General features: G+C 68.4%; 12 protein-coding genes. 9 read left to right on the top strand and 3 right to left on the bottom strand.

Annotation, left to right across the window (positions count from 1 at the left end; genetic code table 11):
* Positions 1-9: 9 nt before the first annotated feature.
* A complete protein-coding gene (locus tag BTH_RS14035; RefSeq protein ID WP_009893242.1) occupies positions 10-837 on the bottom strand; it encodes an enoyl-CoA hydratase/isomerase family protein in 828 nt (275 codons plus the stop codon).
* A 208-nt stretch (positions 838-1,045) separates the two neighbouring features.
* A complete protein-coding gene (locus BTH_RS14030) occupies positions 1,046-2,038 on the bottom strand; it encodes a fumarylacetoacetate hydrolase family protein (RefSeq protein WP_009893244.1) in 993 nt (330 codons plus the stop codon).
* 117 nt (positions 2,039-2,155) lie between these two features.
* Here BTH_RS14030 and BTH_RS14025 point away from each other — a divergent pair, with 117 nt between their 5' ends.
* The 5 genes from BTH_RS14025 to metH all read left to right on the top strand — a co-directional run bounded on the left by BTH_RS14025 (position 2,156) and on the right by metH (position 8,901).
* A complete protein-coding gene (locus tag BTH_RS14025) occupies positions 2,156-3,019 on the top strand; it encodes an IclR family transcriptional regulator (RefSeq protein ID WP_009893246.1) in 864 nt (287 codons plus the stop codon).
* A gap of 76 nt (positions 3,020-3,095) precedes the next feature.
* Positions 3,096-4,427 carry a DUF3108 domain-containing protein gene (locus BTH_RS14020; protein ID WP_009893250.1) on the top strand — a complete coding sequence of 444 codons (1,332 nt, stop codon included), beginning with the start codon at positions 3,096-3,098 and terminating at the stop codon, positions 4,425-4,427.
* Positions 4,428-4,611: 184 nt separating this feature from the next.
* Complete coding sequence (locus BTH_RS14015; RefSeq protein WP_009893251.1) at positions 4,612-4,869, top strand: BTH_I0359 family protein; 258 nt, start codon at positions 4,612-4,614, stop codon at positions 4,867-4,869.
* Positions 4,870-5,061: 192 nt separating this feature from the next.
* Positions 5,062-6,138 carry a homocysteine S-methyltransferase family protein gene (locus BTH_RS14010; RefSeq protein ID WP_009893253.1) on the top strand — a complete coding sequence of 359 codons (1,077 nt, stop codon included), beginning with the start codon at positions 5,062-5,064 and terminating at the stop codon, positions 6,136-6,138.
* A gap of 45 nt (positions 6,139-6,183) precedes the next feature.
* Complete coding sequence (gene metH / locus BTH_RS14005; RefSeq protein WP_009893255.1) at positions 6,184-8,901, top strand: methionine synthase; 2,718 nt, start codon at positions 6,184-6,186, stop codon at positions 8,899-8,901.
* Positions 8,902-9,147: 246 nt separating this feature from the next.
* On the opposite strand, the gene BTH_RS14000 is transcribed toward metH, so the two are convergent.
* Positions 9,148-9,471: a DUF1840 domain-containing protein gene (locus tag BTH_RS14000; protein ID WP_009893257.1), complete on the bottom strand. Its 324-nt coding sequence runs from the start codon at positions 9,469-9,471 to the stop codon at positions 9,148-9,150.
* Positions 9,472-9,673: 202 nt separating this feature from the next.
* Between BTH_RS14000 and argS the strand changes: the two genes are divergently transcribed.
* The 4 genes from argS (at position 9,674) to BTH_RS13980 (ending at position 13,879) form a co-directional block, all read left to right on the top strand.
* Positions 9,674-11,458, top strand: a complete 1,785-nt coding sequence (gene argS / locus BTH_RS13995; RefSeq protein ID WP_009893259.1) for an arginine--tRNA ligase — start codon at positions 9,674-9,676, stop codon at positions 11,456-11,458.
* Between the two features lie 83 nt (positions 11,459-11,541).
* Entirely contained in the window at positions 11,542-12,390 is an 849-nt protein-coding gene (locus tag BTH_RS13990; RefSeq protein ID WP_011401740.1) for an SPOR domain-containing protein, read from the top strand.
* Between the two features lie 51 nt (positions 12,391-12,441).
* Complete coding sequence (gene dsbA / locus BTH_RS13985) at positions 12,442-13,080, top strand: thiol:disulfide interchange protein DsbA (protein WP_009893263.1); 639 nt, start codon at positions 12,442-12,444, stop codon at positions 13,078-13,080.
* Positions 13,081-13,099: 19 nt separating this feature from the next.
* A complete protein-coding gene (locus BTH_RS13980) occupies positions 13,100-13,879 on the top strand; it encodes an SDR family oxidoreductase (protein ID WP_009893264.1) in 780 nt (259 codons plus the stop codon).
* Positions 13,880-13,901: the final 22 nt, after the last annotated feature.

Here is a 13,901-nt window from a genome sequence, read left to right as displayed (position 1 = left end):
GCGCGGCGCTCACGACGGCGCGTCGCCCGTGAAGTCCGGCGCGCGGCGCTCGCGCAGCGAGCGAATTCCCTCGCGCACGTCCGGCCCGGAAAATCCCATGAATTCGAGCGCGAGCGACGCGTCGAACGTCGGCCCCGCGAGCCGCAGCCAGTTGTTGAGCGCGTACTTGGTCCAGCGGATCGCGCTTGCCGAGCCTTGCGCGAGGCGCTCGGCGATTTCGTACGCCTTCGGCAGCAGATCGTGATCGTCGGCCGCGAGCGACACGAGCCCGATGCGCTCGGCTTCTTCGCCGCTCACGGGCTCGCAGAGGAGCAAGTGGTATTTCGCCTTCGCCATCCCGCAAAGCAGCGGCCAGACGATCGCCGCGTGATCGCCCGCGGCGACGCCGAGACGCGTGTGGCCGTCGATGATCCGCGCGCTCTTCGCGGCGATCGACACGTCGGCGAGCAGCCCCGCGACGAGCCCCGCGCCGACGGCGGGCCCGTGCATCGCCGATACGATCGGCTTGCTGCAATTGATCACGTTGTAGACGAGATCGCGCGCCTCGCGCCAGACGCGCTCGCGCACCGCGTGATCGTCGGCCATGCGCTCGACGAGCGCGAGATCGCCGCCCGCCGAGAAGCCCTTGCCTTCGCCGCGGATCACCGCGACGCGCGCGTCGGGATCGCGGTCGACGTCGCGCCAGATGTCGGCGAGCTCGCGATGCATCGCCTCGCTCGCGACCGCGAGGCCGCTGCGGTTCGCGCCTTCGCCGCTCATCACGATTTCGACGATGCCGTGCGGCCGGCGCAGGATGCGCAGTGCTTCATAGCCGGCATAGAGAGCGAGATCGGTCATGCTGGACCTTCCTTCGAAGTGGGGGTTGGGTGGGCCGACGAGCCTGCGAATTCAGTGTAGCGAAGGCGGGGGGCGCGGTCATCCGGCGAAACCCGGCGCGCGCCGGGCAAGGCGGCGAGCGCGCGCGGCGATGCCGGCGGGCATCCCGGGCCCGGCGGCGATGCCCGCTTGCGCTTGCACGGCCGCCGCACGCCGCCGCACGTGCGCGTCACGCGACGGCGTCCGCCGGCGCCACCGCCTGCTCGATCGCGCCGAAGATCGACTTCCCGGCCTCGTCGACCATTTCGATCTTCACCCTGTCGCCGTAGCGCATAAACTCGGTCTGCGGCGCGCCGTGCTCGATCGTCTCGAGGCAGCGCTTCTCGGCGATGCAGCAGTAGCCGCGCTTCGCATCCTTGTTCGACACCGTGCCCGAGCCGATGATCGAACCCGCGCGCAGGTTGCGCGTCTTCGCCGCGTGCGCGATCAGTTGACCGAAATGAAACACCATGTCGACGCCCGCGTCCGGCTGGCCGACCTTCTTGCCGTTCCAGTGGACGAGCATCGGGCGATGCAGGCGGCCGTCGCGCCAGTGCTCGCCGAGCTCGTCGGGCGTCACGGCCACCGGCGCGAACGCGCTCGCCGGCTTGCTCTGGAAGAAGCCGAAGCCCTTCGCGAGCTCGGCGGGAATCAGGTTGCGCAGCGACACGTCGTTCACGAGCGTGACGAGCCGCACCGCCTTCAGCGCTTCGTCGGGCGCGGCGCCCATCGGCACGTCGGCCGTGATCACCGCGACCTCCGCCTCGAAATCGATGCCCCACTCTTCCGATGCGCAGACGATGTCGTCGCGCGGCCCGAGGAAATCGTCGCTGCCGCCCTGATACATCAGCGGATCGGTCCAGAACTCGGGCGGCATTTCCGCGCCGCGCGCACGGCGCACGAGCTCGACGTGGTTCACGTACGCGGAGCCGTCCGCCCACTGGAACGCGCGCGGCAGCGGCGCCATGCAGTCGGCGGGCTCGAACGCGAACGCGTTGCGCGCGCGGCCGTGGTTCAGCGCATCGTACAGGTCGCGCAGTTGCGGCGCGTAGAACGCCCAGTCGTCGAGCACGCGCTGCAGCGTCGGCGCGATCGCGTCGGCGATCGCCGCCGTGTGCAGGTCGCGGGATACGACGATCAATTGGCCGTCGCGCGTGCCGTCCTTGAGCGAAGCGAGTTTCATAGGGAAGTGAGCCGTTGTAGTGACGATGGAAGGAATCTATTTTACGATGGTGAATCCGCACGGCGGCACGCGCCGCGAGCCGCGCGGGTGTTCCACTCCCATTCTTCCCGCAACGCCGTGAACAAGTTCGCCTCAAACGCCTCCGCCCCCCCCGACGACGATCTCGCCGACGACCACGACACCGGCGAGGAAAAGGTCCGCTCCGGCATCCAGTCGATCGAAGTGGGCTTTCGGTTGCTCGACGTGCTGACGAGCGAGCCGCGCGCGATGATGCTGCGCGACCTCGCGCAACGCGCGGCGATGAGTCCGGCGAAGGCGCACCGCTATCTCGTCAGTTTCCAGCGGCTCGGGCTCGTGTCGCAGGACCCGGTGTCGGGCCGCTACGAGCTCGGCGGCTTCGCGCTGCAGATGGGTCTCGCGCGCCTCGCGCGCGTCGACGGCGTGAAGCTCGCGCGGATCGCGCTCACCGCGCTGCGCGATCAGCTCGATCAGACGGTCGGCATCGCGGTATGGGGCAACCAGGGGCCGACGATCGTCCACTGGATGGAGTCGAGCCACCCGGCGAAGGCGTCGCTCAAGCTCGGTGACGTGATGCCGCTCCTCGGCTCGGCGACGGGCCTCGTGTTCGCCGCGTACCTGCCGCGCAGCAAGACGGCCGCGATGATCGAGCGCGAACTCGCCGACACGCGGCGCGCGGCGCACTACACCGGCCCACGCACGCACGCGGAAGTCGAGGCCGCGCTCGCCGACGTGCGCGCGCATCGCGCGGCGCGCGTCGAGGGCATGCTGCTGCCGACGATCAACGCGTTCGGCATGCCCGTGTTCGATGCGCTCGGCGATCTCGCGCTCGCGATCATCGCGCTCGGTCACGAAGGCGCGTTCGACATCCGCTGGGGCGGCGAGGTCGACACCGCGCTGCGCGCCTGCGCGCAGAAGCTGTCGTACGAGCTTGGGTATAGTGACGGGGCGCGCGACGCCTGACGGGCGCCGCCGCATCCCGGGCCGCGCGACGCGCGCGCCCCGTTTCGTCGCCGTTCGAGAGGCTCGCCCGCTCCTGATGCCGTCGTCGTCCATCGTCTCGTCGAACCCGCGCATCGCGCCGCGTCGCGTGCGGCGCGCGGCGTTCGCGCTCGCGCTCGTGCTCGCGCTGCACTGGCTCGCCGCGCTGTGGCTCGTGCGGTTTCGCGAGCCGTTCGAGCCCGTCGAACCCGACAACGTGCCGGTTCAGGTCGAACTGCTGAAACCGCAGCCGATCGCGCGCGCGCCCGCGCCCGTGAAGCCCGCCGCCGGCCGGCCGCAGGCCGCGCAGAAGCGCGCGGCGCCTGCGCACGCTCCCATGCCGCGCGCCCGTGCGCCGCGCGCTTCGCAGCCCGTATTGAGCGCCGCCGAATCTCCCATCGAATCGCCCGCCGCCGCTTCCGCGGCCGAGCCGGCGAGCGCCGCGACGGCCGGGGCGACGAGCGAGGCAACAGGAGGCGCGGCGGCCGGCGCGGCGGGCGCAGGCGCGGCCGCGCCGCCGGGCGATGCGTCGAAGGGCGTCAAGTTCGCGCTGCCGCCGTCCGCCAACCTGCAGTACGACACGTTCTACAACGGCATGCAGAACATGCCGGGCACGATTCACTGGCGCACCGACGGCAGCGGCTATTCGCTGTACGTATCGATGCCCGTGCCGTTCGTCGGCCCGTACACGTACGAAAGCCGCGGCCGCGTCGACGCGTTCGGCATCGCGCCCGCCCGCTACGTCGAGACGCGCGGCCGGCGGCCGTCCGACTTCGCGATCTTCAATCGGCAGACGAAGCAAATCGTGTTCACCGGCACGCCGAATTCGCTCGCGCTGCCCGACGGCGCGCAGGACCGCTTCAGCATGCTGATGCAACTCGCGGGCCTCGTCGGCGGCGATCCCGACGCCTACCGCCCGGGCGTCACGCGCGAGTTCTTCGTCGTCGATCGCGACAGCGGCGAGACATGGCCGATCACGACGATCGGCGACGAAACGATCTCGACGGGCATGGGCTCGCTCGATACCCGACATTTCATGCGACTGCCGCGCCGCGCAGGCGACGCGCGCCGCATCGACATCTGGCTCGCGCCGTCGCTCGGCTGGCTGCCCGTGCGGATGGTTCAGACGGAGCCGAACGGCGCGCAGATCGAGTTGCTGCTGCACCGGCGCACGAACGCAAGCGACGCGACGGGCGAGCGCGCGCACGCGGACGCGGACGGCAACGGCCGCGCGGGAGGCGACGCCGGCGCGGCGTCCGCGCGGGCGTCCGAATCAACGACGCCCGCGCCCGGCGCGCCGCTCGACGCAGACGAATCGGTAAATTCGACCGACAAGACCGACGCGCCGCCGCTCCCGCCACCGGCCCCTCCCGGGCGAATCCAACCTTGACAATCTTTGACATCAACTTTCGTCCACCGGAGGAGAATCGGAAACGTTTTAAGGTCATCGGCATCCAACCGATACGCCATGTGTAAAAACGACCGGCGTGCAGCGCCAACCCCTTGAAACCGGCTCGGTCTGCCCCACTTACGGGGCAACGAGGCCGAAAGCCACAGCAAAGAGGAGTGCCGCCATGCAAATGATCTACAACAGCCCCAACTACTGCGTCGTCGAATTTCCGCCGCAGGACGGCCACCACGCGATGAACTCGGGTGGCTACGAAATCGTCGACAAGAACGCGCAGCGCGAAATCTTCATCGACGGCGAACTCGCCGCGCGCTTTCGCGAGCACGTGAAGCAGTTGATCCAGGCCGAGCCGTCGCTCGACGAGGTCGACGAATTCCTCGGACAGTTCGACAGCCTGATGACGCAACCCGTCGTTCTCCACTGACATCGCGCCGAGGCGGCCGCCTGCCGGACCCGCGGGTCCGCGACAGCGCCGCCGCCCGACGCGATCCGGCGCACTCCAGTCCGCCCCCGCCCGGCCGCCGCGCGGGGGCTTCGTTTGTCCACGCGCGGCCGCCTCACGTACGACGGAAGCAGCGGCTACAATGACGGCTTTCCGATTCGCCGGTAATCCGCCATGTCCGAGCCCAAGCCGATCGCGCCTTCCGCCCCCTCCGCCCTCGCCGCGTCGTACACGCGCGGCGCGGCGCTGCCGCGGCTGCTCCAGCAGCGCATCCTGATCCTCGACGGCGCGATGGGCACGATGATCCAGCGCTACAAGCTCGACGAGGCCGCGTATCGCAGCGAGCGCTTCAAGGATTTTCCGCGCGACGTGAAGGGCAACAACGAGCTCTTGTCGATCACGCAGCCGCAGATCATCCGCGAGATCCACGACCAGTACTTCGCCGCCGGCGCCGACATCGTCGAGACGAACACGTTCGGCGCGACGGCCGTCGCGCAGGCCGACTACGGAATGGAAGACCTTGCCGTCGAGATGAACGTCGCGTCGGCCACGCTCGCGCGCGAATCGGCCGCCAAATACGCGACGCCCGACAAGCCGCGCTTCGTCGCGGGCGCGATCGGGCCGACGCCGAAGACGGCGAGCATCTCGCCCGACGTGAACGACCCGGGCGCGCGCAACGTCACGTTCGACGAGCTGCGCGACGCGTACTACACGCAGGCGAAGGCGCTCCTCGACGGCGGCGTCGATCTGTTCCTCGTCGAGACGATCTTCGACACGCTGAACGCGAAGGCCGCGCTCTTCGCGCTCGACCAGTTGTTCGAGGACACCGGCGAACGGCTGCCGATCATGATCTCGGGCACCGTCACCGATGCGTCCGGGCGCATCCTGTCCGGCCAGACGGTCGAGGCGTTCTGGAATTCGCTGCGCCACGCGAGGCCGCTCACGTTCGGCCTGAACTGCGCGCTCGGCGCGGCGCTGATGCGCCCGTACATCGCCGAGCTCGCGAAGCTGTGCGACACCTACGTGTCGTGCTATCCGAACGCCGGCCTGCCGAACCCGATGAGCGACACCGGCTTCGACGAGACGCCCGACGTGACGTCGGGCCTGTTGAAGGAATTCGCGCAGGCGGGCCTCGTGAACGTCGCGGGCGGCTGCTGCGGCACGACGCCCGAACACATCGCGGCGATCGCGAAGGCGCTCGCCGAGGTCAAGCCGCGCCGCTGGCCGAGCCAGTACAGCGAAGCCGCCTGACGCGCGCCGCCCTCCCCACTCCAACCCGAATACGCACGCACCGCCATGACCGACCATACGATGCGCCTAGCCGGCCTCGAGCCGTTCAACGTCACGTCCGGGACGCTCTTCATCAACGTCGGCGAACGCACCAACGTCACCGGCTCGAAGGCGTTCGCGCGGATGATCCTCAACGGCCAGTTCGACGAGGCGCTCGCCGTCGCGCGCCAGCAGGTCGAGAACGGCGCGCAGGTGATCGACATCAACATGGACGAGGCGATGCTCGATTCGAAGGCGGCGATGGTGCGCTTCCTGAATCTGATCGCGTCGGAGCCGGACATCGCGCGCGTGCCGATCATGATCGACTCGTCGAAGTGGGACGTGATCGAAGCGGGCCTGAAGTGCGTGCAGGGCAAGGCGATCGTCAACTCGATCTCGCTGAAGGAAGGCGAGGAGGCGTTCGTGCATCACGCGAAGCTGATCCGCCGCTACGGCGCGGCGAGCGTCGTGATGGCGTTCGACGAGCAGGGCCAGGCCGACACGTTCGCCCGCAAGACTGAAATCTGCAAGCGCTCGTACGACGTGCTCGTGAACCAATGCGGCTTCCCGCCCGAGGACATCATCTTCGACCCGAACATCTTCGCGGTCGCCACCGGCATCGAGGAGCACAACAACTACGCGGTCGACTTCATCGAGGCGACCCGCTGGATCAAGCAGAACCTGCCGTACGCGAAGGTGAGCGGCGGCGTGTCGAACGTGTCGTTCTCGTTTCGCGGCAACGATCCCGTGCGCGAGGCGATCCACACCGTGTTCCTCTATCACGCGATCCAGGCGGGGATGGACATGGGCATCGTCAACGCGGGCCAGCTCGGCGTGTACGCGGAACTCGACGCCGAGCTGCGCGAGCGCGTCGAGGACGTGATCCTGAACCGCCGCGCCGATTCGACCGACCGCCTGCTGGAGATCGCCGACAAGTTCAAGACGGGCGCCGCGAAGAAGGAAGAGAACCTCGAGTGGCGCAACCAGCCGGTCGAGAAGCGGCTCGCGCACGCGCTCGTGCACGGGATCACGAACTTTATCGTCGAGGATACGGAAGAAGCGCGCGCGAAGATCGCCGCGGCCGGCGGCCGGCCGATCAACGTGATCGAAGGCCCGCTGATGGACGGAATGAACGTCGTCGGCGACCTGTTCGGCCAGGGCAAGATGTTCCTGCCGCAAGTCGTGAAATCGGCGCGCGTGATGAAGCAGGCGGTCGCGCACCTGATCCCGTTCATCGAGGAAGAAAAGCGCCTGCTCGCGGAGGCGGGCGGCGACGTGCGCGCGAAGGGCAAGATCGTGATCGCGACCGTGAAGGGCGACGTGCACGACATCGGCAAGAACATCGTGTCGGTCGTGCTCCAGTGCAACAACTTCGAAGTGGTCAACATGGGCGTGATGGTGCCGTGCAACGAGATCCTCGCGAAGGCGAAGGTCGAGGGCGCGGACATCGTCGGGCTGTCGGGCCTCATCACGCCGAGCCTCGAGGAAATGGCCTACGTCGCCTCCGAGATGCAGCGCGACGACTACTTCCGCGTGAAGAAGATTCCGCTCTTGATCGGCGGCGCGACCACCTCGCGCGTGCACACCGCCGTGAAGATCGCGCCGAACTACGAAGGGCCCGTCGTTTATGTTCCGGACGCGTCGCGCTCGGTGTCGGTCGCCTCGAGCCTGCTGTCCGACGAAGGCGCGGCCAAGTACCTCGACGAGCTGAAATCCGATTACGAGCGCATCCGCACGCAGCACGCCAACAAGAAGGCGCTGCCGCTCGTCACGCTCGACGAAGCGCGCGCGAACAAGACCAAGGTCGACTGGGCGAGCTACCAGCCGGTGAAGCCGAAGTTCATCGGCCGCCGCGTGTTCAAGAACTACGATCTGAACGAGCTCGCGAACTACATCGATTGGGGCCCGTTCTTCCAGACCTGGGATCTCGCGGGTCCGTACCCGGCGATCCTGAACGACGAGATCGTCGGCGAATCGGCGCGCCGCGTGTTCTCCGACGCGAAATCGATGCTCGCACGCCTGATCCAGGGCCGCTGGCTGACCGCGAACGGCGTGATCGCGCTGCTGCCGGCGAACACGGTCGGCGACGACGACATCGAGATCTACACCGACGACACGCGCTCGGAAGTGCTGCTCACGTGGCGCAACCTGCGCCAGCAGAGCGTGCGTCCGGTGGTGGACGGCGTGATGCGGCCGAACCGGTCGCTCGCCGACTTCATCGCGCCGAAGGATTCGGGCGTCGCCGACTATATCGGGATGTTCGCGGTGACGGCCGGGATCGGCGTCGACGCGAAGGAAAAGCAGTTCCTCGCCGATCACGACGATTACAGCGCGATCATGCTGAAGGCGCTCGCCGACCGGCTCGCGGAAGCGTTCGCCGAGGCGATGCACGCGCGCGTGCGCCGCGAGCTGTGGGGCTATGCGGCGGGCGAGCAGCTCGACAACGACGCGCTGATCGCCGAGAAATACGCGGGCATCCGCCCGGCGCCCGGCTACCCGGCATGCCCGGACCACCTCGTGAAGCGCGCAATGTTCGAAGCGCTTCATACAGACGAGATCGGGATGAGCATCACCGATTCGCTCGCGATGCTGCCGGCCGCGAGCGTCTCCGGCTTCTATCTCGCGCATCCGGACAGCACGTACTTCTCGGTCGGCAAGATCAGCCAGGACCAGCTCGAGGATTTCGCGCGCCGGATGGCGCTGTCGAAGGCGGACGCCGAGCGCGCGCTCGCGCCGCTGCTCTGACGGACAGTGCGCGCGCGGCGGCCGTGCGACGGCATGCGCCGGGGCCGGCGGCGGGGCTCGCCCGGAGCCGGAGCCGGAACCGCCGATGGCGACGACGGCCAGGCGCCGCCGGCCGCCATTCACAACGAGGCGGCGCGCCCATCGCTACGCACCCGAGCGCCGGCCGCCTCGCCGCCCCTGCCCACAAAATGCAAAAAGCCCGCGCGATGCGGGCTTTTCGGGTGCCTGAGAGCCGACGAACGGCGCTCAGAAGCCCCAGTGGATATCGGCGTTCTGCGCCTTCGCTTCGCGCAGCATCGTGAGAAACGGCGCGACGCGTTGCGCGAGGCTCGGCGGCACTTCGTGGTGCGCATGGTCGGGCTCGTCTTCATGGAAGTGGCCGGCATGCTCGGCCCGCGCCTGCTTCGCCTGGTTGACCGCGTCTTCGAGCTTCGCGATCGCGCCGTCGAGCTCGTCGGACGTGATCACGCCGCGCTCGCCGAGCTGCTTGCCGACGAGGCCGAGCACGTAGACCGCGAAATCCTTCAGCACATCCAGATCCTGTGCCGCCTTGCTTTTGAACGTAATCATGACAATTCCCTTTTCATCTTGTTGTGCTCGCCGTACGTCCGCGACGGACGCCCGGCCGGCGCGCTGAACAAACGTCGGGGGCGCTTAGCACCTGAGCGGCATATTAGCACCTGTTAAAATTCAGCGATCCCTGAAACGCGCGCCCTGCGGCGCGACGGCGCCCCGGCCACGCGGGCCGCCGCCAACGATATCCTCGACCAGCATGCTGCCTGCTCAAAAACATACTCTCGAAACCCTGCTCGAAAACAGCGTGAAGCAGGTCGTCCAGGCGTCGAAAGGCGACGCCGACGCCGCGTTCGTCCTCCCCGCGATCGCGCTCGAGCGCCCGAAGGTCGCCGCGCACGGCGACGTCGCGTGCAACGTCGCGCTGCAGCTCGCGAAGCCGCTTGGCGCGAATCCGCGCCAGCTCGCCGAGCGGATCGTCGCCGCGCTCACCGCGCAGCCCGCGGCGGCGGGCCTCGTCGACGCGGCCGAGATCGCCGGCCCCGGCTTCATCAACCTGCGCCTCACGCCCGCGTCGAAGCAGGCGGTGATCGGCGCGGTGTTCGCGCAAGGCCGCGCGTTCGGCGCGTCCGAGCGCGAACACGGCAAGCGCGTGCTGCTCGAATTCGTGTCCGCGAACCCGACGGGCCCGCTGCACGTCGGCCACGGCCGGCAGGCCGCGCTCGGCGACGCGCTCGCGAACGTGCTCGCGAGCCAGGGCTACGCGGTGCACCGCGAGTTCTACTACAACGACGCGGGCGTGCAGATCGGCAATCTCGCGATCTCGACGCAGGCGCGCGCGCGCGGCCTCAAGCCCGGCGACGCCGGCTGGCCGGAGGCCGCATACAACGGCGAGTACATCGCCGACATCGCGCGCGACTACCTGAACGGCGAGACGGTCGCGGCGAGCGACGGCGAGCCGGTGACGGGCAAGCGCGACGCCGATGATCTCGAGGCGATCCGCAAGTTCGCGGTCGCGTACCTGCGCCGCGAACAGGACATGGACCTGAAGGCGTTCGGCGTGAAGTTCGACCAGTACTATCTGGAATCGTCGCTCTACACGGAAGGCCGCGTCGAGAAAACGGTCGACGCGCTGATCGCGGCCGGCATGACCTACGAGCAGGAAGGCGCGCTGTGGCTGCGCACGACCGACGAGGGCGACGACAAGGATCGTGTGATGCGCAAGACGGACGGCACGTACACGTACTTCGTGCCGGACGTCGCGTACCACGTGACGAAGTGGGAGCGCGGCTTCACGAAGGTCATCAACATCCAGGGCTCGGACCACCACGGCACGATCGCGCGCGTGCGCGCGGGCCTGCAGGGGCTGCACATCGGAATTCCGAAGGGCTACCCCGACTACGTGCTGCACAAGATGGTCACGGTGATGCGCGACGGCCAGGAAGTGAAGATCTCGAAGCGCGCGGGCAGCTACGTGACGGTGCGCGACCTGATCGAATGGTCCGGCGGCGCGACGCCGGGCTCGGAAGTCTCGCCCGAGCTGCTCGACGAGGCGACCATCACGCGCGGGCGCGACGCGGTGCGCTTCTTCCTGATTTCCCGCAAGGCGGACACCGAGTTCGTGTTCGACATCGATCTCGCGCTGAAACAGAACGACGAGAACCCGGTCTACTACGTGCAGTACGCGCACGCGCGGATCTGCTCGGTGCTCAACGAATGGAAATCGCGCTACGGCGCGACCGACGCGCTGTTGCCGGGCGCCGACCTGTCGCCGCTCGACAGCAAGCAGGCGATGGCGCTGATGCAGAAGCTCGCCGAGTATCCGGACGTGCTCGCGCACGCGGCGAACGAACTCGCGCCGCACGCGGTCGCGTTCTACCTGCGCGAGCTCGCGAGCGAGTTTCACTCGTTCTACAATGCGGAGCGCGTTCTCGTCGACGAAGAAGCGCCGCGCACCGCGCGCATCGCGCTACTCGCGGCGACACGCCAGGTGCTCGAAAACGGTCTCGCGATGCTCGGCGTGTCCGCGCCCAGCAAGATGTAACGCCGGGACCGTCGGCCAAGCGCCGCGGCGCAGCGCAGCGCGCCGCGGCTGTTTCACGAAATCTTTCGCAGGTGACTCAAGCAATGGCAAAACCACGCCGCACGTCGAAGCAATCGAAACAAGCCGGAGGAACATTTCTTGGTATCGTGCTGGGCCTCATCGTCGGCCTGGCCATCGCGGTAGTGGTGGCGCTCTACATCACCCGCGCGCCGTCGCCGTTCGTGTCGAAGGTCGCGCCGCCCGCCGACAACAACGCGAGCCAGCCGCAGCAGTTCGACCCGAACCGCGCGCTGCAGGGCAAGACGCCCGGCCAGCCGGTGACGCCGCAGGCCGCGCAGCCCGCGCCGCCCAACACGGCGCCCGGCCAGGCCGCGAACCCGAGCCAGCCGCCGCTGCTGCCCGAGCCGCAGATCGTCGAGGTGCCGTCGTCGAACAACAACGGCAACGGCTCGTCGAGCGCGTCGAACAACGCCGCGGACAACGGCGTCGCCGTCGCGCCGAAACCCGCCGATCTCACGCCGCCGCCGGCGAAGAAGCCGCAGACGGCCGCGAACGGCAGCTCGGCGCCGCACGCCGCGAACAACAACGCGCAGGCGAGCGCAGCCGCGACGCCGCCGAAAACGGCGCAGGCGCCGAAGGGCGCGTCGTCGGCGACGACGGCCGCCGCGAAGCCGACCCCGAGCGCCGACACGAACACCGGCTACTTCCTGCAAGTGGGCGCGTACAAGACCGAGGCGGATGCCGAGCAGCAGCGCGCGCGCCTCGGCTTCCAGGGCTTCGAATCGAAGGTGTCCAAGCGCGACGTGAGCGGCGTCACCTACTTCCGCGTGCGGATTGGACCGTTCTCGAAATTCGAGGACATGAACTCCGCGCGTCAACGGCTGTCCGATGCGGGAGTCGATACCGCTGTGATCCGCTTTACGAAGCAGTAAGCCGCACCGTCATCCGACTTCGTTACCACGCAACCGATTGAACGTTCGAACATGAAAAAACTGCTTAGCTCGCTGTTCCTGTCCCTGAGCCTTGTCGCGGGCTTCGCGCAGGCGTCGCCGTCCGCGCCCGTCGCCGGCAAGGACTTCGAAGTGATGAAGTCGCCGCAGCCCGTGTCCGCGCCCGCCGGCAAGGTCGAGGTGATCGAGTTCTTCTGGTACGGCTGCCCGCACTGCTACGAATTCGAGCCGACGGTCGAGGCATGGGTGAAGAAGCAGGGCGACAAGATCGCGTTCAAGCGCGTGCCGGTGGCGTTCCGCGACGATTTCGTCCCGCATTCGAAGCTGTTCTACGCGCTGGCGGCGCTCGGCATCTCCGAGAAGGTCACGCCCGCCGTGTTCAACGCGATCCACAAGGAGAAGAACTACCTGCTCACGCCGCAGGCGCAGGCCGACTTCCTCGCGACGCAAGGCATCGACAAGAAGAAGTTCCTCGACGCGTACAACTCGTTCAGCGTGCAGGGCCAGGTGAAGCAATCGGCCGAGCTGCTGAAGAGCTACAACATCGACGGCGTGCCGACGATCGTCGTCCAGGGCAAGTACAAGACGGGCCCGGCCTACACGAACAGCCTCGAAGGCACCGCGCAAGTGCTCGACTTCCTCGTCAAGCAAGTGCAGGACAAGAAGCTGTAATCTCGCCCCGCGCACCGGCATGAACGCCCCTCCTCCGCTCAAGGTCTTCATCACCGGCGCGTCCAGCGGGCTCGGGCTCGCGCTCGCCGCCGAATATGCGCGGCGCGGCGCGACGCTCGGCCTCGTCGCCCGGCGCGCCGACGCGCTCGCCGAGTTCGCGCAACGCTTCCCCAAGGCCACGATCTCGATCCACCCGGCCGACGTGCGCGACGCCGATGCGCTCGCGCTCGCCGCGTCGCGCTTCGTTGCCGCGCACGGGTGCCCCGACGTCGTGATCGCGAACGCCGGCATCAGCAAGGGCGCGATCACGGGCGAAGGCGACCTCGACGCGTTCCGCGAGATCATGGATGTCAACTACTACGGGATGATCGCGACGTTCGAGCCGTTCATCGCGCCGATGACGGCCGCGCGGCGCGGCACGCTCGTCGGCATCGCGAGCGTCGCCGGCGTGCGCGGGCTGCCGGGCTCGGGTGCGTACAGCGCGTCGAAGGCCGCGGCGATCAAGTATCTCGAGGCGCTGAGGGTCGAGCTGCGGCCCGCGCAGGTTGCGGTCGTGACGATCGCGCCCGGCTACATTCGCACGCCGATGACCGAGCACAACCCGTATCCGATGCCGTTCCTGATGGATGCGGACCGCTTCGCGAAGCGCGCGGCGCTCGCGATCTCGCAGAAAGCCGCGTTTCGCGTGATTCCGTGGCAGATGGGCGTCGTCGCGAAGCTGCTGCACGTAATGCCGCGCTGGCTGTACGATCGCCTGTTCGAGAAGGCGCCCCGCAAGCCCAGGGCGAAGGCGGGCTGAGCCGGCCGGCGCGCGGCGTTCA

This window comes from Burkholderia thailandensis E264 (assembly GCF_000012365.1).
GTDB lineage: Bacteria > Pseudomonadota > Gammaproteobacteria > Burkholderiales > Burkholderiaceae > Burkholderia > Burkholderia thailandensis.
Note: the sequence above shows the minus strand (reverse complement) of the source record. Positions and strands in the feature narration are given on the sequence as shown.